At 57.7% G+C, this 22,015-nt stretch carries 19 protein-coding genes and 1 tRNA gene; 3 read left to right on the top strand and 17 right to left on the bottom strand.

Annotation, left to right across the window (positions count from 1 at the left end; genetic code table 11):
- Positions 1-20 precede the first annotated feature (20 nt).
- On the top strand, positions 21-965 hold the full coding sequence (locus tag FIV03_RS20345) for a patatin-like phospholipase family protein (RefSeq protein ID WP_152510768.1): 945 nt from the start codon (positions 21-23) through the stop codon (positions 963-965).
- A gap of 22 nt (positions 966-987) precedes the next feature.
- On the opposite strand, the gene FIV03_RS20340 is transcribed toward FIV03_RS20345, so the two are convergent.
- Positions 988-2,637 carry an alpha/beta-hydrolase family protein gene (locus FIV03_RS20340; protein ID WP_152510767.1) on the bottom strand — a complete coding sequence of 550 codons (1,650 nt, stop codon included), beginning with the start codon at positions 2,635-2,637 and terminating at the stop codon, positions 988-990.
- A gap of 470 nt (positions 2,638-3,107) precedes the next feature.
- Between FIV03_RS20340 and FIV03_RS20335 the strand changes: the two genes are divergently transcribed.
- On the top strand, positions 3,108-5,066 hold the full coding sequence (locus FIV03_RS20335) for a GGDEF domain-containing phosphodiesterase (protein WP_152510766.1): 1,959 nt from the start codon (positions 3,108-3,110) through the stop codon (positions 5,064-5,066).
- Positions 5,067-5,109: 43 nt separating this feature from the next.
- Here the strand turns inward: FIV03_RS20335 and FIV03_RS20330 are convergent, their stop codons facing one another.
- From FIV03_RS20330 to FIV03_RS20255, 16 genes are all read right to left on the bottom strand, one after another.
- Positions 5,110-5,343 carry a hypothetical protein gene (locus FIV03_RS20330; protein WP_152510765.1) on the bottom strand — a complete coding sequence of 78 codons (234 nt, stop codon included), beginning with the start codon at positions 5,341-5,343 and terminating at the stop codon, positions 5,110-5,112.
- On the bottom strand, positions 5,340-5,867 hold the full coding sequence (locus FIV03_RS20325; RefSeq protein ID WP_173013896.1) for a hypothetical protein: 528 nt from the start codon (positions 5,865-5,867) through the stop codon (positions 5,340-5,342). Before FIV03_RS20325 ends, FIV03_RS20330 begins: the two co-directional genes overlap by 4 nt.
- A gap of 4 nt (positions 5,868-5,871) precedes the next feature.
- On the bottom strand, positions 5,872-7,110 hold the full coding sequence (locus FIV03_RS20320) for an agmatinase family protein (protein ID WP_209009726.1): 1,239 nt from the start codon (positions 7,108-7,110) through the stop codon (positions 5,872-5,874).
- 10 nt (positions 7,111-7,120) lie between these two features.
- On the bottom strand, positions 7,121-7,963 hold the full coding sequence (locus FIV03_RS20315; protein ID WP_152510764.1) for an ATP-binding cassette domain-containing protein: 843 nt from the start codon (positions 7,961-7,963) through the stop codon (positions 7,121-7,123).
- Positions 7,960-8,781, bottom strand: coding sequence for an ABC transporter permease subunit (locus FIV03_RS20310; RefSeq protein WP_062488743.1), 822 nt, complete (start codon positions 8,779-8,781; stop codon positions 7,960-7,962). The genes FIV03_RS20315 and FIV03_RS20310 overlap by 4 nt, the downstream gene beginning before the upstream one ends.
- A gap of 73 nt (positions 8,782-8,854) precedes the next feature.
- Positions 8,855-9,925, bottom strand: a complete 1,071-nt coding sequence (locus FIV03_RS20305; RefSeq protein ID WP_152510763.1) for a putative urea ABC transporter substrate-binding protein — start codon at positions 9,923-9,925, stop codon at positions 8,855-8,857.
- A gap of 429 nt (positions 9,926-10,354) precedes the next feature.
- Complete coding sequence (locus FIV03_RS20300) at positions 10,355-10,540, bottom strand: hypothetical protein (protein WP_152510762.1); 186 nt, start codon at positions 10,538-10,540, stop codon at positions 10,355-10,357.
- 60 nt (positions 10,541-10,600) lie between these two features.
- Positions 10,601-11,206 (bottom strand): carbon monoxide dehydrogenase subunit G, encoded by a 606-nt coding sequence (locus FIV03_RS20295; RefSeq protein WP_173013895.1) that lies wholly within the window; start codon positions 11,204-11,206, stop codon positions 10,601-10,603.
- Between the two features lie 21 nt (positions 11,207-11,227).
- The gene (locus tag FIV03_RS20290) at positions 11,228-12,031 is read right to left on the bottom strand and encodes an XdhC/CoxI family protein (RefSeq protein ID WP_152512003.1); all 804 of its coding nucleotides are present in this window, start codon (positions 12,029-12,031) and stop codon (positions 11,228-11,230) included.
- A gap of 87 nt (positions 12,032-12,118) precedes the next feature.
- Positions 12,119-13,318 (bottom strand): VWA domain-containing protein, encoded by a 1,200-nt coding sequence (locus FIV03_RS20285; protein ID WP_152510761.1) that lies wholly within the window; start codon positions 13,316-13,318, stop codon positions 12,119-12,121.
- A gap of 3 nt (positions 13,319-13,321) precedes the next feature.
- The gene (locus FIV03_RS20280; protein WP_152512002.1) at positions 13,322-14,203 is read right to left on the bottom strand and encodes a MoxR family ATPase; all 882 of its coding nucleotides are present in this window, start codon (positions 14,201-14,203) and stop codon (positions 13,322-13,324) included.
- Between the two features lie 130 nt (positions 14,204-14,333).
- The gene (locus tag FIV03_RS20275) at positions 14,334-16,754 is read right to left on the bottom strand and encodes an aerobic carbon-monoxide dehydrogenase large subunit (protein WP_152510760.1); all 2,421 of its coding nucleotides are present in this window, start codon (positions 16,752-16,754) and stop codon (positions 14,334-14,336) included.
- Positions 16,751-17,251 carry a (2Fe-2S)-binding protein gene (locus FIV03_RS20270; protein ID WP_173013995.1) on the bottom strand — a complete coding sequence of 167 codons (501 nt, stop codon included), beginning with the start codon at positions 17,249-17,251 and terminating at the stop codon, positions 16,751-16,753. The genes FIV03_RS20275 and FIV03_RS20270 overlap by 4 nt, the downstream gene beginning before the upstream one ends.
- A gap of 31 nt (positions 17,252-17,282) precedes the next feature.
- A complete protein-coding gene (locus FIV03_RS20265) occupies positions 17,283-18,149 on the bottom strand; it encodes a xanthine dehydrogenase family protein subunit M (RefSeq protein ID WP_152510758.1) in 867 nt (288 codons plus the stop codon).
- Between the two features lie 422 nt (positions 18,150-18,571).
- The gene (locus FIV03_RS20260) at positions 18,572-19,834 is read right to left on the bottom strand and encodes an MHYT domain-containing protein (RefSeq protein WP_152510757.1); all 1,263 of its coding nucleotides are present in this window, start codon (positions 19,832-19,834) and stop codon (positions 18,572-18,574) included.
- A 155-nt stretch (positions 19,835-19,989) separates the two neighbouring features.
- Positions 19,990-20,079: transfer RNA gene (locus FIV03_RS20255), tRNA-Ser, on the bottom strand.
- Between the two features lie 859 nt (positions 20,080-20,938).
- On the opposite strand from FIV03_RS20255, the gene FIV03_RS20250 reads away from it, so the two are divergent.
- On the top strand, positions 20,939-21,985 hold the full coding sequence (locus tag FIV03_RS20250; protein WP_152512001.1) for a septal ring lytic transglycosylase RlpA family protein: 1,047 nt from the start codon (positions 20,939-20,941) through the stop codon (positions 21,983-21,985).
- Positions 21,986-22,015: the final 30 nt, after the last annotated feature.

The following is a 22,015-nucleotide window of genomic DNA, read 5'->3' as shown; positions in this document are numbered from 1 at the left end:
ACAATACGGACCTTTGACGAATGATCCGCAGACGAGAACTGATGCTCGCCGCGGCCGCTGTTGGATCTGGCAGCATGGCTGGCTTGGCCTCAACCAGCAGCGCCCCAGCGGCAGACACGACGAAACACAGCCGAAGCTCTGCCCAAGGGTTTAGGCTGGCTCTTGGTGGCGGAGCCGCAAAGGCATTCGCTCATATTCCCATTCTGGAAGCGATGGATGACCTGGGTGTCAAACCCGTAGAAATTGCCGGAACATCAATGGGGTCGATCCTGGGCTCTTTTTATGCCAGCGGTATGAGCGGTCGAGAGATCCGGCAATTTGCTATTGATCTCTTTACCCAGAAAACGCAATTGATTCAAAAGCTGTTTCTGAAGGATGGCCGAACCTGGTCGTCGCTCTTCAATGTCGTCCGTCCGGCGATTATAGATCCGATTGTTCTTTTCGAAACGGTTTTTCCTGCAAACCTCGCCGAGCAGTTCTCGGATTTGAAACTGCCAATGAAGATCGTTGCGACGGATTTTTATACCCAGTCGCAGGTGGTTCTGGAGGAGGGGGCCCTGCTGCCTGCAATTGCAGCCTCGTCTGCTCTCCCTATGCTTTTGACGCCTGTCAGAATAGATGGCCAGGTTCTGATAGACGGGGGCTTCGTCAACCCGACACCATTTGATGTCTTTCAAGACGACGGCATTCCGACGGTTGCTGTCGATGTCACTGGCAGCAATTTCGAAGAACGAAAAAGCGGGCTTCCAACCGGCCTGGAAACCTGGATCGGCTCGTTCTCGATCACCCTTCACTCGTTGGTCGCCGCCAAATTGGCCTGCAATCAACCTGATTTGTTGATTGAACCACCAGTCGGCCGTTTCAAGACCATGGAATTCTTCAAGGTTGCAGACATCGTAAAAGCAGCAGAACCAGCCGGAGAAACCTTTAAACGTGGCCTGGCCAGCCTTTTGGAAAATCGATAGTCGAACCAATTGGTTCCGGGCGTTAGATCGCAGGATCACGGCGCTCGAATATCTTTTTCAGCGCTTCCGCTCTTTCTGGTGACCAGCCGTCCGGATCGACAACTGCAGCCCATCCGTCGATGTAATCAGGCGCAATGTAGTAGTGCCCGTATCTGGGAACATCCAGCGCAAACATGGAATCCAGCGCAATCTGAAGCATTGTCACCACGGGAAACCAGGACAGTTTTTCTGAAACATCCGGTGCACGCGGTGAGGCCATCCAGGCTGGCGGCCTGAATCCCGTATCGAACGTGAAGTTTACGATAGGGTCACTACCATAGTTCAGAAATACCGCACGAATTGGCCCCCAGGGTGCGTAGTTTCCCTCCAGTCCGCCATATTGATCCATCACCCGGACAAGCGAGCCGTTTCCGTAGTTCGGACGCCATGCCGGACTGTCACCCTTCCGCCGGTCCCGGACCTCCGACCAATAGCGCGAGAAGAAAGGTGACCCGGCCCAGAAGGCGCCCTGGATCGGGTCACCCAACATGTCAAACAGGGGAAGTGTTGCCTGGGAGTTGAAGGCCCCCTGACTGAGCCCGTGAACATAAAGCTCCGGTCGACTGTCTTTGGGCAGCTGCGTCCAGTGGGCATAGACCGCGTTGAAGAGGGCTCGAGCCTGATCTACCCCGTAGTCTGGATGGGCAAGCAGCGCCAGAAAACTGGTCAGATAGGAATATTGAACAGCCACCGTCGCCACATCACCGCCAAGCATGAAATCGATTGTGTCGTGAGCTCCCGGGTCCATCCAACCGGTGCCGGGTGGTACCACGACCACAAGAACCGACCGGTCAAATCCGCCAACGCGGATTAGTTCCTGCAAGGCAAGTTGAGCGCGTTCTTCTGCGGTGGCACCAGACCTTCGTCCAACATAGACCCTGATCGGATCAACGGCATTATCCGGCAAGAATTCGGAGATTTCTGCTGCAGTCGGAGCAGTCGCAACATAGTGACGACCCCATCGCCCCATCTCGTCCCATTTGACCAGCGACTGGGTACTGCCGGTCTTTTCGGGATCTGCAGGTTTTTCGATATCAGGTTCAAGCAGCAGGTCTGCAGCCAGAAAAGACGTATCGGCCATGCGAAACGCATTGCGTACAAGGGCTCCATCGACAAGTGCCCACAGGAACCAGCCAACAAGAACGATGGACAGGACCACGCCCACGCGCCTTGGAAGCAACTTGTCCAGAACACCAGCGACGGCTCTACGCAAGGCACCTGCGACCCGGAAAACCAGCCACAAGAAAAGTGCGATCAACACGCCAACGGTGACGATGAAGAATGGCGCTGCGCTCTCGAGTGGCGGCAAACCGACAGCTTCACGGGTCGCGTTCTGCCAACTGGCAGCTTTCGACAGACTATAGACCATGATCGCAAGACTGATGCCGCAAGCTGCAAGGAGCCAGAGTGCCCACAAACGTCCCTTGGGTTCCGGCAACTCCAGATAACGCCAGACACTCCTTGCCAGAAGGGTCACTTCATAGCCAAACGTCGCTGCCACGGCGGCGAGGGTCGCTTGTACAATTGGCTCCCTCGGCATCATCGACGGCGTCAGGGCGGCACCGAAGAAACTGACTGCTACTATGAGCCCGGTTGGCGTAAGCCCATCTCGGAGTGTCCTTAAGATCGGCATTTGCCCCCGCTCCCAACACGATTTCATGATCCAGCTGCAGGATTTCGTTTTGAAATGAACGCGTCAAGACAACCTTGGGTAAACAATGGCAGCATGACAGCAATCTTGTGCCCATCCCCGTTATCCACCGCAAAACCAAGCACAATTTACGTTGCGTCTTTTGGCATTTAGACGGTCTTAACCGTTGTCGGGTCTAAATTCCTACATCGTGGATTGAAGGGCAAAAAGATCTTTCCGCGATTGGGGTCTACAACCGTTTTTTACTCGCAAGTTTCGTGAAAGTTTGCGGCGCTAACAATCGGGCGTAATCCACCGCTGGTCCAGCGCAGCAGGTAGATGGCCTGCCGCTGATACCGGAAATGGCAAGCCGGGGGGAACCGGTTCGTCTGTGACAGAGACATTGGGCCGGAAAGGACTATCGATAAGCTCCAATTGGAGCGGTGTAATCTGTCATCAGGGCGGTTGAGCCAATGATTTTTGATAAACTGTTGCGAATAGGATTTCCGGCGCTTTGCGCCTCCCTTACGCTTTTGCTCGGTGTAAACGCCTACTCGCTCTATAGTGCGCAAGCCGACTACCTTCACAAGGATCAGTTGGAACGTTCGGTCCTCTACGACACGCTGCGCTTTAACACTACGGCCCTGGAAAAGCTGATTGCACGGTACAGTGCCTTGAAAAGCCCGGAAGATGCTGCAGAGGCCGGAAAAACCTACGAAGCACTGCTGAACGCCTTCGAAACGTGGCCCAGCGACGCCTACAGCGAAATTGTGGGGCCGTCGGACTACATTCAGGACAAACTGGTCCACATCGTTCGTACGAGCAACCGGCTGAAGCCGTTCCTGGATACGCTCGATGACCAGACCTCCGTGAGCAATGCTCTGATCATCTTGCAGGGGATAGGAAGTTCCCTTCAGCAAATCAATCAGATGGTGACCCAGGAAGCTGCCAAGCAAATGTCGGCGGCGAGAAAAACCTTTCATTTCCACCAGATTGTACAAGACGCGCTCGTTGTTGTTTTCCTTCTGGTCAGCCTTGGCTGGATCTGGTTCTCCAACAAGCGCAGCCAGGTGCTGCAAGGACAGGCAGAGGCAAGCCGCGAGCAAACCAGGCTTCTGGAGCACCGGCTGGACCACGACGGTGTTACAGGTCTGGTAAATTCCCGCGTCTTTGCAGAGATCGTGCGCTCTACTCACGAGACACTCGCTCCTGACCAGACCTTGAGCATTCTCAACATCGATCTGGAGTCCAGACTGCCGGCTATCAACAAGTTCAGCCTTGTAACGGAAGAAGCCATCCTGGCATCGACTGCGGACCTGTTGCGTCACGCGGTAGACCGGATGGAAGGTGTAAATTGCCTTGCCCGCTCAGGAGGCAAGGGTTTTCTCCTCATGACCGTGAATGATGAGGAGGTTGGGCTGACTGCTTCTGTCGTCGCAAACCGGATCCACGACATCTTCCTGCGCCCGGTCCCGACGGCACTCGGATCCTTCCTGATTTCACCAGCTATCGGCTATGCGGATTCCTCCACCGTCGAGCGAGATGCCACAGACATCATTCGCAATGCGGATCTCGCGGTTGGTAACGCCGTCAGCTACAGCCGCCGCCGCGTCGTGACCTACGAACCGGCCATGCGCGCGGAAATGGAACGGCGTACAATCGTCGAAAACGCACTTGCCCGCGCCATTGAGGCGAACGAATGCCTTCCGCACTTCCAGCCACAGTTCAATCTCATGACCGGACGTATCTTCGGCGTGGAAGCTTTGGCACGCTGGTACCATTCCGAACTGGGCTGGATTTCACCATCGGAATTCATCCCGATCGCCGAACGCAATGGAGATATCGTATCGCTGGGATGGAAGATCCTGGAGACATCGTGTTCCGAAGTTCAGTTGTTGCCATCGGACCTGAGCCTGTCGGTCAACCTTTCTGTTGCGCAGATTCTGAGCGACGACGTCGTCGCAATGCTCGACGAATGCCTCGGCCGTACCGGTCTGCCAGCCTCCAGGCTGAAACTGGAAGTGACCGAAACAACCCTGATGAGCGATCTGCGCCGCATTCAGACAACACTCGTTGAGTTGCGATCACTGGGTATCGGTATTTCGCTGGATGATTTTGGCGTCGGTTATTCCGCCCTGTCTTACCTGACGGACTTTGACTGGGACGAAATCAAGATCGACAGGTCGTTCGCCACCAAGGCGGTCAAGGACAAGAAAATTCGCGATATTCTCAAGATGGTCCTTGGTATTGCCGAAACCATGGGCTCTCAGGTCTTGATCGAAGGCATCGAGACAGTCGAGCAACGCGATGTACTGGTCGATATCGGCTGCACCATCGGCCAGGGCTACCTGTTCGGCGGTCCGATGGCGATCGATGACATAACGACCCTGTTCTTCTCGGATCATTCCAAAAGCACTCTGGCGGGGCTCTGATACCACGGTTGGTATCAAGGCCCCGCTGTAAGGGGAGAGACCCTCAGGACCTGCGTTCTACAGGCTGTTTCCTGGTTGTCTTTTTCGACTTCCGGACCAGGGAAACGGCCAGAACCAACCCGCTGACAGCCACCACGAGCAGTAGCTGATGAAATGGCGAGCCAAGCAGATGCTCTCCTGCGCCTTCCCAACCGGCCAGATGATCGTGCGCACCAGGGTGTGCAAGTGCGGGGGTGGACGCCAATGCAAGAATTGACGTCGTCAAAAGCTGTTTCATTCTGCGATATCTCCATGGGCCAGACGAGTGGTGAGGATGTCGATGAGGTCAATGTCTGACCGTTGCGACAAGGATACAAAGGTGAAGGTCATGGTTTCCCGGGCCTGGACCATTGAACCTGGAAAACTCATGTAGACGAGTTCTCGGGAAGCAAAGGCAGGCGAGGCTGTACCGACCTGCCAATTGCTGACGATCTTTGCGTCGACAAGGTGCTGTATAAGACCGTCGGTACCAGGGCGGTGAAATGGGACGCCGGCAAGACGCAGGTAACTGGTCTTGTCGTCGGCAGCCCGAAAGCCGTCGATGAAGCTCACCGCAAGTGCCTGCAGTTCTTCGGCCCGGTCCGCATGCGAGGCCCCATGAACATGAGAATGCAGATGGTCCGCCGCCCCGTGATTATGTCCGGCGAGACCTCCGTGATCGTGGTCATGTGTGTGGTGAGTATGGTGGCGGTGATGCTGGTGATCACCATGTCCATGATCGTGATGAGCATGGTGATCGTGGCCGTGATGATGTCGCGCCATCGCCTTACTCCACGTCCGGACCGGCCGGAATGGACACCGGCTTGTCGATGATGGATTTGTGGGAGCCCATTTTACCATGGGAAACCAGGGTCCCGAGAACATCTACAATCACGCGAGTTGCCAGAAGGGCTGTGATATCGGAGCAATCGTAAGGTGGTGAAACTTCTACGACCTCCAGACCGCAGATGCCTTCCTTCGCGACCAGCGACACCAGCTCAAGTGCCTCTCTCGGCAGGAAGCCACCTGGTTCCGGCCAGCCTGTACCGGGCACGAACCCGCAGTCGACACTGTCGATATCGAACGAGATATAGACTGCATCTGCGTCCTTCCATGCCAGTTCCAGCGCCCGTGCGGCCGTTTCCGCCAATCCCAGTTCCTCAACATCGCGCATGGTGAAGATGTTGGTGTTCCGCTCCCGGGCAACTTCCACACCTTCGCGCGGTACCTGCCAGCCTCCGATACCGATCTGAACCAGATTGACGGCCGGTACGTTGACGAGATCTGTCGCGTGGAACCAGGGCGTCGTATGCATCCGCTCATCCAGATCCTTTTCCTGAATGTCGATATGCCGATCGAAATGCACGATACCAATGCGTTTGGACGTGCACTGGGCAATCCCGCGTACGCAAGGAAAGCCGATTGAATGATCCCCGCCGATCATGATCGGCAAGGCTCCGGACGACGCGACATGCGAGACCGCCCGCGTTATCTGGTCAAACGTCTTTTCGATATTGGCAGGAATGGTGAAGATGTCACCGACATCGCAAAGCGTCATCTGTTCCCGAAGATCGACACCCATCTCGTAGTTGTAGGGCGTGTAGAGCGCGGAAATCTTCCGGACTCCTTGCGGTCCGAACCGTGTGCCGGGTCTGTAAGTGGTGCCCCCATCGAAAGGGATGCCGATGACGGCGGCATCATAAGCCCCGACCTTTGTCACATCCTCGATATAGGGTGCCTTCAGGAAGGTGTTGATCCCCGCATAGTGGGGCAGTTCTCCACGGGCAAAGGTCGGGATCGATTTGTCGGTGAGACTATCCGATCCTGTCAGTCCCATTCGCAGTGCCCAGGCTTTTTCCTTTTCCCACGCGGCAGAGGGCAGGGCACCTTCCTTCTCAGCGGCCTTCCAACCTCGCAATTGGAGTTTGTCGAAGTCAGGATGATGCTGTCTTCGGCTGGGGTCTCGGGTGAATTGACCTGCTGCAAGGTGGTGCGTCCTGGGGCCCGAGGCTCGATTGAAACTCATGGGATGGTCCTCATTCCTGATTGCTTGGGGTGTGGATGCTTTGGGAAGACGGAGTGGGCTGGTTAGTCTGTGGAGCCCCAATTGCACCTGCGATGGCCTCCGGAGACCGCAGGGAGGCTCCAGTTGGCGATTTGAGCGGCAGATCGTAGGTGATGGTCGCGCCGTAAGCCTGTGGCGCCTGCGGGTCGTGGCGGATCTTGTCAAACACCAGCAGACGCGTGCCGAGCTTGAAGGCCTCGTGAATATCGTGCGTCACCATGAACACCGTCATGGACAACTCTTTCCAGAGCCCCAGAAGCAATTCATGCATATCGACGCGTATACCCGGGTCTAGCGCGCCGAAAGGCTCGTCGAGCAGCAGGATACTTGGCTTCTTGATCAAGGCCTGGGCGATCGCGAGACGTTGCTGCATGCCACCGGACAGCTGCGCAGGATATTTGTTTGACGCCGGTCGCAGACCGATCCTGTCAAGCAGGTCGTCGGTTGACTGAAAAGCCGACTTGCGGGAATTGCCAAAAAGCCGCCCGGTCCAACGCGACGTTTCAAACTCTTGTGCAAGTATGAGGTTTTCGGCCACGGTTAGATGCGAAAACACCGAGTATTTCTGGAAGACGATCCCGCGGTCGGGTGTCGGCTCAAGTGGCAAGCGAGCGCCGTCCAGGAGGATCTGTCCACGGGTTGGATGTTCCTGGGAAAGCAGCATCCGCAGGAATGTTGATTTTCCGCAGCCGGATGCCCCGACGATCGTGCAGAAAGACCCGGTCTGGACTTCCAGGTTGACCCGTTCGAGAACAGGCACGCCGTCGTATAACTTTGCCAGGCTCTGGACCGAGAGTTTGGACGCAGTGCTCATAGCGCGTCACCTCCCAGATGGTGCCAGCGAAATGCGCGGCGGGACAACAGCAGTAAGGCTCTGTCGAGCAGGAACGCCAGCAGCGTTATCCAGACGACATAAGGAAGGATCACATCCATCGCGAGGTAACGGCGCACCAGGAAGATGCGGTAGCCAAGTCCGGATGTGGACGCGATGGCCTCAGCCGAAATCAGAAAGATCCAGGCAGGCACGAGTGAGAGCCGCAGGCTGGTGATCAGGTGCGGGAGCACCTGCGGCAACACGAGCCGCGTAACCATTTGCCAGACGCTGGCCCCAAGTGTTTCCGCCTTGATGATCATCTCTCGGGGAATGTCCAGAACCGCTTGGGCCGTGGAACGGATCATCACTGGTGCCGTGCCAATTACAATCAAGGCGACTTTTGCGAGTTCGCCAAGGCCGAAGGTGATGAACAGGATCGGCAGGATGGTGATCGGCGGGATCAGCGAGAATGTCGCGAGATAAGGCGCCAGTCCGCTGCGGATATGGGGAATGAAGCCGATTGCAATGCCAAGGGAGATCGCCAGAAGGGTCGACACTGCCATCCCCGTCCCGAGACGCCAGAGACTGTCGAAAGTATCCAGCCAGAGCAGAAGATCTCCCGACCTCCGGTCCGGCACTGCCGCCATGCGCCAGAAGGCCTCTCCCATGCTGGTGATGGAGGGGAGAAGCTTGTCCGCCGGATTGTCGAGCCGCCGGTAATGGCTGGCAATCGCGTAGGCGACCAATGTCAGCACGAATGGCAGGAGCCCAAGCGCCAGGGCGGTGACCCGGGAGGGTTTCCGGTTGATGATACGCATGAAACGGTCCGATCGGTCTATGGCTGCGGCTCCGGCGCCGAGGCACCGGAACCGCCGGATCAGCAGTGGATGCTTAGAGCGTGCCTTCTGCGGCCATCACCATGAAACTCGGGTCGAATTTCAGTTTCACGTTGCCAGTATCGCCATAGATCGAGCCATCCGGGAAAGAGACGCCGACAAATTCGGGGCTGGGTGCCCCTTCACCCAGAATGCCCTTGTCGAAAAGGAACTCGGCAACGAATTTCATCGTCTCGGGAAGTTCTGCGGATTTGGTGAACTCGACCGCTTCTGCGGGCGTGTAGAACATCTTGGTGGTCGCGAGCTGCGCATCGTACCCGGCAAGGTCCGTGCCGGAGGCTTCGGCCATGGCGGTGCGTGCAGCGACGCCCTCGTCGCTATCGGACGACATGATCGCCATCAGCTCGTACCACGCTCCGACAAGGGCTTTTCCGAAGGCAGGATTGTCCGCAAGCGTCTCGGTATTGACCATCATGATATCGATGATTTCACCCGGAATGCCAGAGCTGTCGAAAACCTTGGTGGCATTTGATTCCGCTTCGATTTCAGACAGGAGCGGGTTCCAGGTGACCACCGCCGTGACATCCGGCGTCTGATAGGCAGCGATCATGTCTGCATCTGAGGTATTGACGACCGTCAGATCCTGTTCACTGAGACCAACCGTGTCGAGTGCCCGTGCAAGCAGGTAGTGGGAGACGGAAAGCTCCACCAGGTTGACGCTTTGTCCCTTGATATCGGCAAGTTCGGACTTGTCCTTCAGGATGATGCCATCGTTACCGTTCGAATAGTCACCGACGATAAGCGCAGTCGTGTCGACACCGCCGCCAGCCGGGATCGAAAGGGCATCCATATTGGTCATGGAGCAGCCGTCATATTCTCCTGCGGTGTATTGATTGATGGACTCCACGTAGTCGTTGATCTGAACGATCTCGACGGAGATGTCGTACTTGTCGGCCCATTTCTTCATGAGGCCACTGTCCTGCAGATAGCCCCAGGGCATCCAGCCGACATAAATGGACCAGCAGACCTTGAAATCCGTCTTTTCCTCGGCCCTGGCCGAAGTGAGAGAAAGAGGCAGCGTCAGCGCTGCGGCGAGGAGGGAAGCTTTGGCAATCGATTTCAACATCTGTGCGCGTCTCCTGTCTTGGGCCCGGTCATCAGAACCGGACTTACGTCATGAGGTTTTTGCGCACGGCCGGGAGCAGGTTCGCGCGCGCGAAACCTCGTGCAGTTGTCTCCCGGGTTTTTGTCCCGCCGTGTCACCGGTCTATGTCGGCATATGCCTCTCAACCGGCTTGCACCTCTCGGTCCTGCGTCGTCTTGCGACCGGATCCCTAGGCGCGCTGCACATCATCACCAAAGCAAGGGGAATGCCAGAAAGGCGAAGGCGAAAAATTCGTACATTGTTTCAATAATTTAAGAAATAGAATCTGGATTGAGCTCGTCGAAACCAATCAGAGGCAAATGATATTCTGAGCAGAATATGGGCAGCATGGTGAAGAATGCACCATGCCCAGACCTTAAGCAGGCTGTGCTGATCTATCGAAAAACAGTCTCAGCCAGTGAAAGAGCAGATCTGAACCAACGGCAGGAAATGCTGTTCGGTGATGCCCAGACAACAGGCGTGCGCCACCAGCAAAAATCCGGTCAAGGCCGAACCGGTGACGAGTGCAAGAACCAGCGATGGATCACGCGTCACTTCGCGAATGCCACTCATGGCTTGAACTTCGGTATGTGCCATAACAATTCCTCCGGTTTGAACATCTGCAAGAGCCAGGCAAGCAGCTCTTGCAGTCGGGATTTATTCCGCAGGTTCGTCGACCTTACCCTCGTCACCAGCTACGTCCTGCTTTTTCTTGCCGGTGAAAAGGCCTTTGATCCATCCCTTTTTCTCTTCGCCGCCGGAAGGAGAAGCGTCTTCTGGCGCGGTATCGGCTTCCACTTCGTTCGTCGCAGCCGGTTTTCCCGGGGCGACCTGTTCGCCGAAGGCGGTAAAAAACTCACCGGCAAGCCGTTTGGCGGTTGAATCGATCAGTCTGACACCAAGCTGCGCCAGCTTGCCGCCAACCTTCGCATCAACCTCGTAGTGAAGGATCGTCGCATCAGGACCGTCTTCTTCCAGATGAACCTTGGCGGCACCTCTGGCAAACCCGGCGACCCCACCAGAGCCTTCGCCTTCAATGGTGTAACCGTTCGGCGGGTCGAGATCGTTGAGCGTCACCTTGCCGCCGAAAGTTGCTTTTACCGGGCCCACCTTGAGACGTACCTTCGCTTCCAGTTCAGTATCGGAAAGCTTGATCAGGTCTTCGCATCCCGGAATAGAGGCCTTCAGGACTTCCGGATCATTCAAAGCCTCCCAAACCTTATGCTTGGGGGCTTCGATCCGCTGGCTGTCGTTCATTTGCATGTGGTTGCTTCCCTGGTGGGGTCAAACGTGATGGATGTTGGTCTGGCGGTGTCCGCTGCGGCGGATCATCAAAAGTTCCGCCAGGATAGAGAGCGCAATTTCTTCCGGTGCAATGGCTCCCAGATCGAGGCCTGCGGGCCCCTTGATCCGGTCGAGGGTCTGATCCGCTGCGCCTTCGTCGCGCAACTTCTCCTTCAGGGCTGCAATCTTCCGGCGGCTCCCGACAAACCCGATGTGGCGCGCATCCGTCAGAAGAGCTGCCTTCAGGGCCACCAGATCGCCACGTCCCTGGGTCGAAATAATAGTGTAGATCTGCCCGTTGCTGTGAATGGGACTGTCAAACCCTTCTGCTCTTTTGCCCGCACCTGAAAAGACGGGCAGGTCTTCTGCAGGTGCGCAGAAGGTCAGGTCAAACCCGATGGACGGCGCCTGGCTCGCAAGGGCCACGGCAACCGGACTGGCGCCGTAGATGACAAGCATGGGCCGCGGCAGAACCGGTTCTATGAAGATATCCATGGTCCCCTGGCTTGGGCACATGTTCCTGGCAAATTGAATGCCTTCGCGCTCTTCACCGGCTTCTACGCCGATCTCGGCCAGCAGGTCTGCCGGTTGAAGGGAGATCAATCGTGTCTGACCATCTTCAAAAGCGGACCTTGCCGCCTTGATGACAGCCGATCTTGCGCAGCCACCGCCGATCCAGCCGCCGACAATATCCCCATTCCTGTCGATGACGGCCTTCGCGCCCGCCTTGGCTGCGGTCACCGATATGGTGCGTACAACGGTTGCCAGAACGAAGGGTTCGTTGTCACCTTGCAAACGGTTCATCAGGCGGGGTAGGTCCTGCACGACCTCTGGCGCGGCCTCTTTGCCGGACACGGGAACGGAATGTTTCATCTCGACATCTCCCATCGTTCAAAGTCTCGCAAGATAAGGCTCTAGGGCTTCAAGGCTGGCGAGGTTATGGGCTGGCGCGAAGAAATCGACATGAGGCAAGGCGGCGGCCATGCCTCCGGCTGTCGGTTCATAGCCCTGCCAGCCAAGCAGCGGGTTGAGCCAGACAATGCGCCTGCATCGCCGCCGCAACCGTGCCATCTCGTCGCCAAGTGCTTCCGGCGTGCCTGTGTCATAGCCATCCGACAGGATCAGGACGCAGGCGCGCGAATGGACGACACGGGCGGCGTGCCATCTGTTGAAGTCGGCCAGCGCCGCGCCAATCTTCGTGCCGCCCCCGATCCCCTGTGCCATCAGGCCCATGCGATCAAGAGCGCGGCCTGCATCGCGCTCGGAAAGAGCCGACGAGACGTGCATAAGGCGTGTGTGGAAGACAAACGCCTCGGCTTCGCGGAAGTTATCCAGCAAGCCGTGCACAAACCGTGTGAAGACACCCGTGTAGTTGTTCATCGATCCGGACGCATCGAGCAGGATAACCAGCCTGAGCTGTTTCTCACGTGGGCCTTTACGCACAAGCTCGATGGGGGTCCCGCCATGAGCAATGGAACGCTGGATGGTTCGGCGCAGATCCAGCTTTCGGCCTGTTCGTTTCTGACGATCCCTGCGGGTCAGTCGTATGCGCATCGCACGGGCAAGACGTTCGGCAAGGTCATGGGCCTGCTTAAGGGCGTCCGGATCGTGGAGATCTCGAAAATCCACCTTGCCGAGGTTTTCGGCAATGCTCGCGCCTTCCCGCCGCCCGGAGGGAGCGTCGTTGCTCGCTTCATCCTCTTCACCGGGAAGGCGTTCGACGTCGCCCGCAATTGTCTCCTGGCGGTTACCACTTGCGTCTATCAGCTCGCGAATGGTCTTCATGCCCTTGCGCGTACTCGTCCCGGTAACCTTCACGCCAGATTTGACACCCTTGCCGATCCAATAGGCATCGAAGATGTCGTCGAAACGGTGCCAGTCGGACAAGCGTCCGCAAAAAAGACTGCGAAAGGCAGCCTTCAGGCTTCCAGGGCGCTGTATTACCTGCGAACACAGCAACCGGCTGGCATCACGGGTCTCGGCCAATCCAACCTTGAAGCCGCTGTCGCGCAGTGAGCGGACAAACCCTGCCAGACGCAGCCTCAGGATCGGCCCGATGTCTGCTCTGGTTTCAAGGAAAAGGCCGGACATTGCTCAAGCCACCTTTCCAAGCAACCTGTCGGTGACTTCGCGGCTGACCCTGGCGCTGTCCTCCCGGGTTTTCAGGACACAAGACAGCGTCTCAAAGACAAGCTCCCGGCTCTCGTGCAGGTTTTTGGCTCCAAGGCCGAGAAGAGCCGCCGCCCAATCGATGGTTTCGGCAACGCCTGGAACCTTCACAAGGTCTTCCTTGCGCAGTTTGTTCATGAGTTCGGCGATCTGTTGGGCGAGAGCAGCATCCAGATCCGGGACACACGCCAGCAGAATTCGGGTTTCGCGGTCGGGCGAGGGGTAATCGACGAAATGATAAAGGCAACGCCGGCGCAATGCGTCCGAGAGTTCGCGCGTACCATTTGAGGTCAGAACCACGCGCGGGATAGTTGTTGCCTGAACCGTGCCGAGTTCCGGGATCGACACCTGGAAGTCAGACAGGATCTCAAGCAGGAATGCCTCGAATTCCTCGTCTGCCCGGTCGATTTCATCGATCAGCAGAACCGGCGGCACGTCTTTTCGAATGGCCGCTAGAAGGGGGCGTTCCAGAAGATATTTCTCGGAGAAAATCGCTTCCTCGACAGTTTCCGCACTGTCGCCAGACCCTTCCCGCGCCTTGATGGCCAGAAGCTGGCGCTGATAGTTCCACTCGTAGATGGCGTCGGAACGGTCGAGGCCCTCATAGCACTGCAGTCGTATGAGATCGGTGTTCTCCAGCCGCGCCAGAGCCTTCGCCACTTCCGTCTTGCCGACACCGGCTTCGCCTTCCAGAAGCAGCGGTCGCCCGAGCATTCCGGTCAGCAGAAGTGCCGTCGCAAGACCTTCGTCCGCGATATAACCGGCATCCGCGAGTTGTAGCGCTATCTGATCCTTGGTCTGGGTCATGCTGGTCCGTTCGGTGAAAAGGCCGCTTCCATCGTCTTTCAGGCGCTGATCCAGGATCATTCACATGAGGACGACCGGAACGTCACCGCAGGCTTTGTCCCGGAGGAGCCAGCCTGCGGTAAGAAGTGCTTTATGCGTGCGCACCCAGGTCCTTGGCCGCCTGCCAGATCCGCCAGGCGTCATGCGGCATCTGGATATGGGTCGACCCGAGGAACTTGAAGGCGTCGTTCACCGCATTGGAGAAGGCCGGCACACCGCCGACATTCGGGCTTTCGCCCACACCCTTTGCCCCGATCGGGTGATGTGGGCTGGGGGTGACGGTGAAATCCGTTTCCCAGTGAGGTGTCTCGACAGCTGTCGGCAGGAAGAAGTCCATGAAGGACGCCCCCAGCACGTTGCCCATCTCGTCGTAGCGGATCTCCTGACCCATCGCGATGGCAAAGGCCTCGGTCAAACCGCCGTGGACCTGTCCCTCGATGATCATCGGGTTGATCCGGGTGCCGCAGTCGTCCAGCGCATAGAAACGCCGTGTCTTTGCAACGCCGGTGTCGACGTCGATATCCATTACACAGAGGTAGGCACCGAACGGATAGGTCATGTTGGGCGGGTCATAATAACTGACCGCTTCAAGGCCCGGTTCCATGCCTGGTGGCGGAGCGTGATAGGCAGCCCAGGCAATCTCCTTCATGGACTTGCGTGCCTGCGGATTGCCTTTCACCTGGAAGCCGTCCACGTCCCATTCCAGATCGTATTCGGATACTTCCAGCATGTGAGCCGCGATCATCTGTGCCTTGTTGCGGATCTTGCGAGACGCAAGCGCAATAGCGGCACCGGCAACCGGTGTGGAGCGTGAACCATAGGTCCCCAGCCCATAAGGCGCGGTATCCGTGTTGCCTTCCTCCACCATGATATCGGCGGCCGGAATGCCAATTTCAGTGGCGATGATCTGCGCCCAGGTCGTTTCATGCCCCTGGCCTTGCGACTTGGTGCCCATGCGGGAAATCACCGAGCCGGTCGGGTGCACGCGGATTTCGGCACTGTCGAACATTGCGACACCGAGGATATCGCAATTCTTCGACGGTCCGGCACCGACGATCTCTGTAAAGAACGACACGCCGATGCCCATGATCTCGCGGGTTTCCCCCCGCTTGAAAGCTTCCTGCTTGGCCTTTTGCTCAGCGCGCAGCTCGCGATAGCCGATCGTGTCCATCGCCTTCTGCATGGCGGTGTGATAGTCGCCGCTGTCATATTCCCAGCCAAGGGCCGAGTGATAGGGGAACTGCTCCGGTTTGACGAAGTTCTTCATCCGCAAGTCCGCCGGATCCATGTCGAGCTTCTGCGCCAGGATATCCATCGCCCGCTCGATACAATAGGCCGCCTCCGTCACACGGAACGAACAGCGGTAGGCGACGCCGCCCGGTGCCTTGTTGGTATAGACCCCGTCGACAGCCAGATGCGCTGACGGGAAGTCGTAGGACCCGGTTACAATGTTGAAGAAACCAGCCGGCCATTTCGACGGATCGGCACAGGCATCAAAGCCGCCATGGTCAGCCAGAACATGTACTTTGAGACCAGTGACGGTGCCGTCGTTCTTCGCAGCGATTTCCGCGGTCATGTGATAATCGCGAGCAAAGGACGTTGTCGAAAGGTTCTCCATCCGATCCTCGACCCACTTCACCGGCACGCCGGTGACGATGGAGGCAACGATGGCACAGATGTAACCCGGATAAGCCCCGACCTTGTTGCCGAAACCGCCGCCGATATCCGGCGCGATGACATGGATCTTCTGCTCCGGAATAGTCGAGAGCAGAGATGCCACCGTACGGATGACATGGGGTGCCTGAAACGTTCCCCAGACCGTCAACTCACCCTTGATCTTGTCCATCGATGCAACGCACTGACAGGTCTCGAGCGGTGAGGGGTGCGTCCGATGATAGGAGATCAGCTCCTTGATGGTGACATCGGCTTCAGCAAAGGCTCTGTCGGTTTCCTCCTGGTCGCCGACTTCCCAGGTGAAGATGTGGTTGTGGTGTTTGCGCGGCCCGTGTGCGCCTTCCATCTTGCCGTCGAGATCAGGCCGCAGAACCGGCGCATCCGGATCCATCGACTTGAAAGGGTCCGTCAGGACGGGAAGCTCTTCATATTCGACTTCCACCAGCTGAATGGCATCGTCGGCGATGTAGCGGTTCTCGGCCACCACGAAGGCGACTTCCTGGTTCTGGTACAGCACCTTGCCATCGGCCAGCACCATCTGCACGTCACCGGCGAGTGTCGGCATCCACGCAAGATTGACGCCTTTCAGGTCTTCCGCCGTCAGGACGGCGATCACGCCAGGCAGTTTCAACGCTTCGGAAGCATCGATCTTCGTAACCTTGGCGTGGGCATAGGGAGAACGAACGAAATCGCCGAACACCATCCCGGGCAGTTTCACATCATCGACATACTGGCCCTTGCCTTGCGTGAAGCGAATATCTTCCACACGCTTGCGCTTGCAGCCCATGCCTTCCAGCGCGGCTTCGCGCTGTTCCCGTGTCGGGGTCATGTCGTTCATTCTGCAGCCTCCTGAAATTCAGTGCCATTCAGCTTCGCAGCGGCGTACTGGATCGCCTTGACGATGTTCTGGTAACCGGTGCAACGGCAAAGATTGCCCGAAATGCCCATGCGGATTTCCTCTTCCGTGGGATTCGGGTTTTCCTTCAGCAGCGTGTGTGCACGAAGGATCATTCCCGGGGTGCAGAAGCCGCACTGCAGCCCGTGCATCTGCCGGAAGCCTTCCTGAAGCGCTGACAAGGTACCATCCGCATTGGCCATGCCTTCGATGGTCGTCAGTTCCGCGCCGTCTGCCTGGACGGCAAACATGGTGCAGGACTTCACGGAGATGCCATTCAGCTCAACCGTGCAGGCACCGCAGTGGGACGTCTCGCAGCCGATATGCGGTCCGGTGAGGTTGAGGTCCTCTCGCAGGAAATGGATCAGAAGCGTGCGCGGATCTACAAAACGCTGCACCTTCTTGCCGTTGATGGTCATGGTGACGGGGATCTGTTCAATATCGCTCATTGTCGGTTCCCTCGATCCTGGTTCAACTGGTTGCGCGTGTTGCGGCTTTCGCGAGCGCCCGCTTCAACATCACGCCTGCCATCTTGGTGCGATATTCTGCAGGTCCACGTCCGTCCGAAGCGGGCTCGGTGATCGCCTCAGCCGCCGCGACCGCGCGGGCAACAGTTGCCGTATCGAGCGTCGAACCAGCCAGGATCACTCCGGCTTCCTGCGCAAAAAGCGGTGTATCCGCGACATTGGTGAGGGCAATCGAACAGAAGGACACACTGCCGCCTTCCATCGTCAGGACGACGGCAGCTGCGGCTGTCGCATAGTCGCCAACCTTGCGCTTCAGCTTTTCATAGGCATAGCCGTGCCCTGCAGGCGGGACGGGTATACGAACGGCTGTCAGAATTTCCTCAGGCGCAAGGGCCGTGAAATAGGCCGCCTCATAGAAGTCGCGTGCAGGGACTTCACGTTCGCCGTCCGGCCCGGTCAGAACATAGGTCGCATTCAGGCACTGCATCAGCGCCGGCATATCGTTGCCCGGATCGCCATTGGCGACATTTCCGCCAAGGGTGCCGACATATCTGATCTGCGGATCGGCAATGAGAAGTGACGTTTCGCGAATGATCGGCAGTTTTGACGCCAAGAGATCCGAGGCGATCAGCTCATGCTGCGTGGTCATGGCGCCAATGGTGATCGTGCCGCCATCGTCGGAAATGCCTTTGAGATCGGCAATGCCACCAAGGTCGACCAGATGTTCCGGCGCTGCCATGCGCAACTTCATCATGGGGATCAGGCTATGGCCACCGGACAGTGGCCGCGCTTCGTCGCCATGGCTGACCAGGATCGCGACAGCTTCCGCCACGGACGATGGCCGGTGATAGGTGAATGCACCAGGTATCACGTCTTTCTCCTCCCTCTGCCGGCCACCTCAGGGCCGGATGCCGGTCTTCCCGAAAAGCGATTGCTTTCGCCTTCCACCGGCAACGTCGTATCCGGACGCTGGAAACGGCCGAATTGTTCACGTTGGAAAAGGGTGCGGAACAGTGCGGCGCACACTCAAGAACGCTTGCACAAACAACCTGTCTGGCCACACGGATGACGTGCCGCCTTGCACGAAATGCGACAGCTTTTCTGACGCATTTCACGGTGTAAATTCAGATGCTTTCAAGAAGGGCATCTAATTACAATAGCTTACAATAGAAGCCCAAGCCGCAAACACCACCACTATGAAGAGTGTCCGTTTGATGCGCATTTGCACGAACGGCGTGTTTTGCGGCCTTGCATGCACTGCAACACCTAAAGTGAACCGATCCGATGATCTGGCTATTGGGCGGCAGCCGGCTGTTCATGCCCCGTGTGGCTTTGATGCCTGTTTTGGCCAAGCGTCTTCAATCGCGCTTTCACGCGCCCCCAACGAGACCGGCTGACAGGAACACTCTGCCCCGCCTGGCCCGCCAGGATAAGGACGCCTCCGTCACCGGAGCGCTTGTAGCTGACAACGCGGCTGAGGTTGACGATGTGGCTGCGGTGGACACGGTTGAATGTGCGCGGATCAAGCTGCTGTTCCGCTTCGCTGATGGAAAGGGGGCAGAAGAATTCTCTGCTGCCATCGTAAAGACGCGTGTAATGGGCGTCCGCGTGAATGGCATATATGTCCAGCACGCCGATCTTGGTCTTCTGGCCGTCCCGCTCGATCGGCAGCATTCCCTTGCCAAGTGGCTGACCAGGCCGGATCGCTTGGGCCGCCGCCTGCAATCCGGATGCGGATTTGCTGCCAACAGTCATTGCGGCTTGCGCTGACTGGCTCTGCCTGTCTTCACGTGCCTCTCGCTGCTCTTCCTCTGGCAGCTGGTTCCTGACCATGCCGTCCTTGGTCTGGTCTTCCTGGGCGGGAACGAGCGCCAGAAGAAACAGCCCCGACACCAGAAATGCTACGCAGGACACGAGAATCGCTAGCATTCCGGGGCTCAGGGCCGGCGCAAGAGTACCTGAAACCGGTTGCAACGTTTCATAGGTCAATCCTGCCATCGCCGTGTAGTGCATGGCTGAAATCGCAAGCGCCAGCACAGCTGCAGAAAAGACGAGAGGAGGACGTCGGCCAAGGCCGAACAAAAGCCACATGGCGAGGCCAGCCGCATTGAAGGCAATCAGGAAGCTTGCAAAGACGTAGGCCGGATCGTGCTCCATTTGCAGCGAACCATGCAGGGCATACATGCCAAGATAATGCATGGTGCAGATGCCGCTTCCCATGACGAAGGCAGATAAGCCGAGGCGAATCGGGGTCAGCCGCGCATTGCTAGCTGCGAAAACAGCAATACCGACAACAAGTACGCAGACGAGAAACGACAACAGTGTCGGCAGAACGAGAAAATCGACGGCGACGGGCAGACGGGCTGCCAGCATTCCGACGAAATGCATGGACCAGATGGCAAGGGCCACGGTCAATGCTGCCCCTGCAAGCAACAGCCGACGTCTCGAGTCAATTGCGCTGCGAACCTGAACAGCAAGGTTCAAGCCCACGAAACTGCCCTGAAAGGCCATCACCAGGGACAGCGCAACAAGCCAGGGCTCGTGCATCACTGACATGCCGGCTATCTCCTCCCAGTAGCCGCCGCCGCATCAAGCGACGGTTCCTCCGGATCAGATGATAGGGGAAACAGAAATCCGCATCAAATTGCGCGTGATGCCGACGTATACGTCCATCAGCGGCGGGATCAATTTGAAACGTGCTGAGAAAAGAATGGCGGTGAGGGTGGGATTCGAACCCACGGTACGCTCTCACGCACGGCGGTTTTCAAGACCGCTGCCTTAAACCACTCGGCCACCTCACCATGCCGGTGCCTTGGCGGCCCGACTGTGCAAACCGTTTCCTTTTTCTCACTCGGAAAGTCAAGCCGGAATCACCAGCATGAAGTTCAGGCGGGCGAAATCGTGTGGATGTGCGGGAGAATCAAGCTCCTTTGGGATGTTCCCGCGCCGCTTGCACACAGGGGCAGGACGGGCAGTGCGGGCGCAGGAACATCGCCAAAGGGTAGGGGCCGCCGGTCCGGTGTCGTGGGCAGGGTTTTGAACCGGCGGCCGAAGCTGGAGGTGGGGTCCAGCATTGCTGTGACAGGGCGGTCATCAGCAATGAGTTCACCCTAGGCTGATTTGACAGGTCTGAATGTGATGTACGTCACAACTGATCCGAATGACGATTTCTTCTCACCTGTGTCCTGTGCGCAACAGCCGGCAGCAGGCAAATTGACGCAGTTTTTAGTCATATATTTCAGACCGTTACAACAAGCAGACCTTGAGAAATAAACCCGGAGACGTCTAATTCCGGTGGAGAGTTGAATTTGGGCAACGCAGCGGCCTCGACGGGCAGTTTACTTTGAAGTAATAAAACTACGCTTTAACAAGGGCATATGCGGGATGTGCAGCGGGGGCTCGTGCGTCTTGCGGGGACTGATCTGAAGATCGGAACAATGCCTTGAAAACCGGTGTGGACCGAACCACACGCCGGAATGATCGCGTGAGCTGCGGGGCCGCCAGCGCGTAAGTGAGTAGGACGGCAGTATGCAAGGGACAGGCGGGAAATCTTGCCGGGTGACAAACCAGGTGGCAGGAACGTCTTCAGGGGAACCAGCTGTGACGCTTGATGGTAAATCGCGTCCTGCACGGAAACTCAGCGCCCAGTTGCGCACGGGATTGATTGTGGCAGCAGCGGTTTCGGCCGTGGCCGCCTGCAGCACCGCGCCGCAGCAGCAGAAATCAAAATTCAGCCCGGAAAAATATGGTGTCAAAGGCAGCCCGAAAATGGTTGCTGAAGGCCAACCCGTGCCGAAGGGTGGCGGACGCTATATCGTCGGCAAGAAATACAAGATTGCCGGCAAGTGGTACTATCCAAAGGAAGATCCGGACTACAAGAAGACCGGCCTGGCTTCCTGGTATGGGCCGACTTTCCACGGTCGCAAGACAGCCAACGGCGAGGTTTTCGACCGTAACTCCCTCACTGCTGCGCACACGACGATGCCGCTGCCGTCCTATGCCCGCGTGACGAACGTGGAAAACGGCCGATCGATGATCGTTCGCGTCAATGATCGCGGCCCATTCCACGGCAACCGCGTCATCGACCTGTCTGAACGCGCGGCAACGATGCTTGGCACCAAGAGCGCCGGCATCGGCAAGGTAAAGGTCGAGTACGTCGGCCGTGCACCGTTGCACGGACAGGACGAAGGCTTCCTTATGGCCTCTTACCGTGGCCCAGGTGCGGTTGAACCCGGTGCGACAATGCCGGGCACAATGCTGGCACAGGCAGAACCGCAGCAGGTTGCGCCTCAGCAAGTCACACCGCAGGTCACCTTCGGAGCTGTTCCGGCGCCAAGCGCACGTCCGTATCTGACGACCGCATCCACGACCACGGCTTTCCGGGCGCAGCAGACCACCTTGACGGTTGCCTTCGATCCGGCACAGGCATTCTTAGCTGGCAAGCCGACAATCGAGGTTGCTTCCAACAATCGCTTCGAGCCGGTCGAATCGGCCTATTCCGCTCCGGGTCTTGCACCTGCGGAAGGAACACTCGGCGTGCTGCGCGTCCCGGCTCCGGGAACGTCCGCAGGTCTCGTGACAGGCAGTGCAATTTCCTCATTTGCTGCGAACCGCCGAATTTCCGACGCGCATTCGCTGCTTTCAAATGTGGCCGACACGGGCCTTTCGATGCGTGAGTTGGTGGTCAAACTGGAAAACGACGGCTAATCGGCCAGGAACCCGGAGTAGGTCCGGCTT

Origin of the sequence: Labrenzia sp. THAF187b, from assembly GCF_009363375.1 — a bacterium.
Classification (GTDB): domain Bacteria; phylum Pseudomonadota; class Alphaproteobacteria; order Rhizobiales; family Stappiaceae; genus Roseibium; species Roseibium algicola.
Note: the sequence above shows the minus strand (reverse complement) of the source record. Positions and strands in the feature narration are given on the sequence as shown.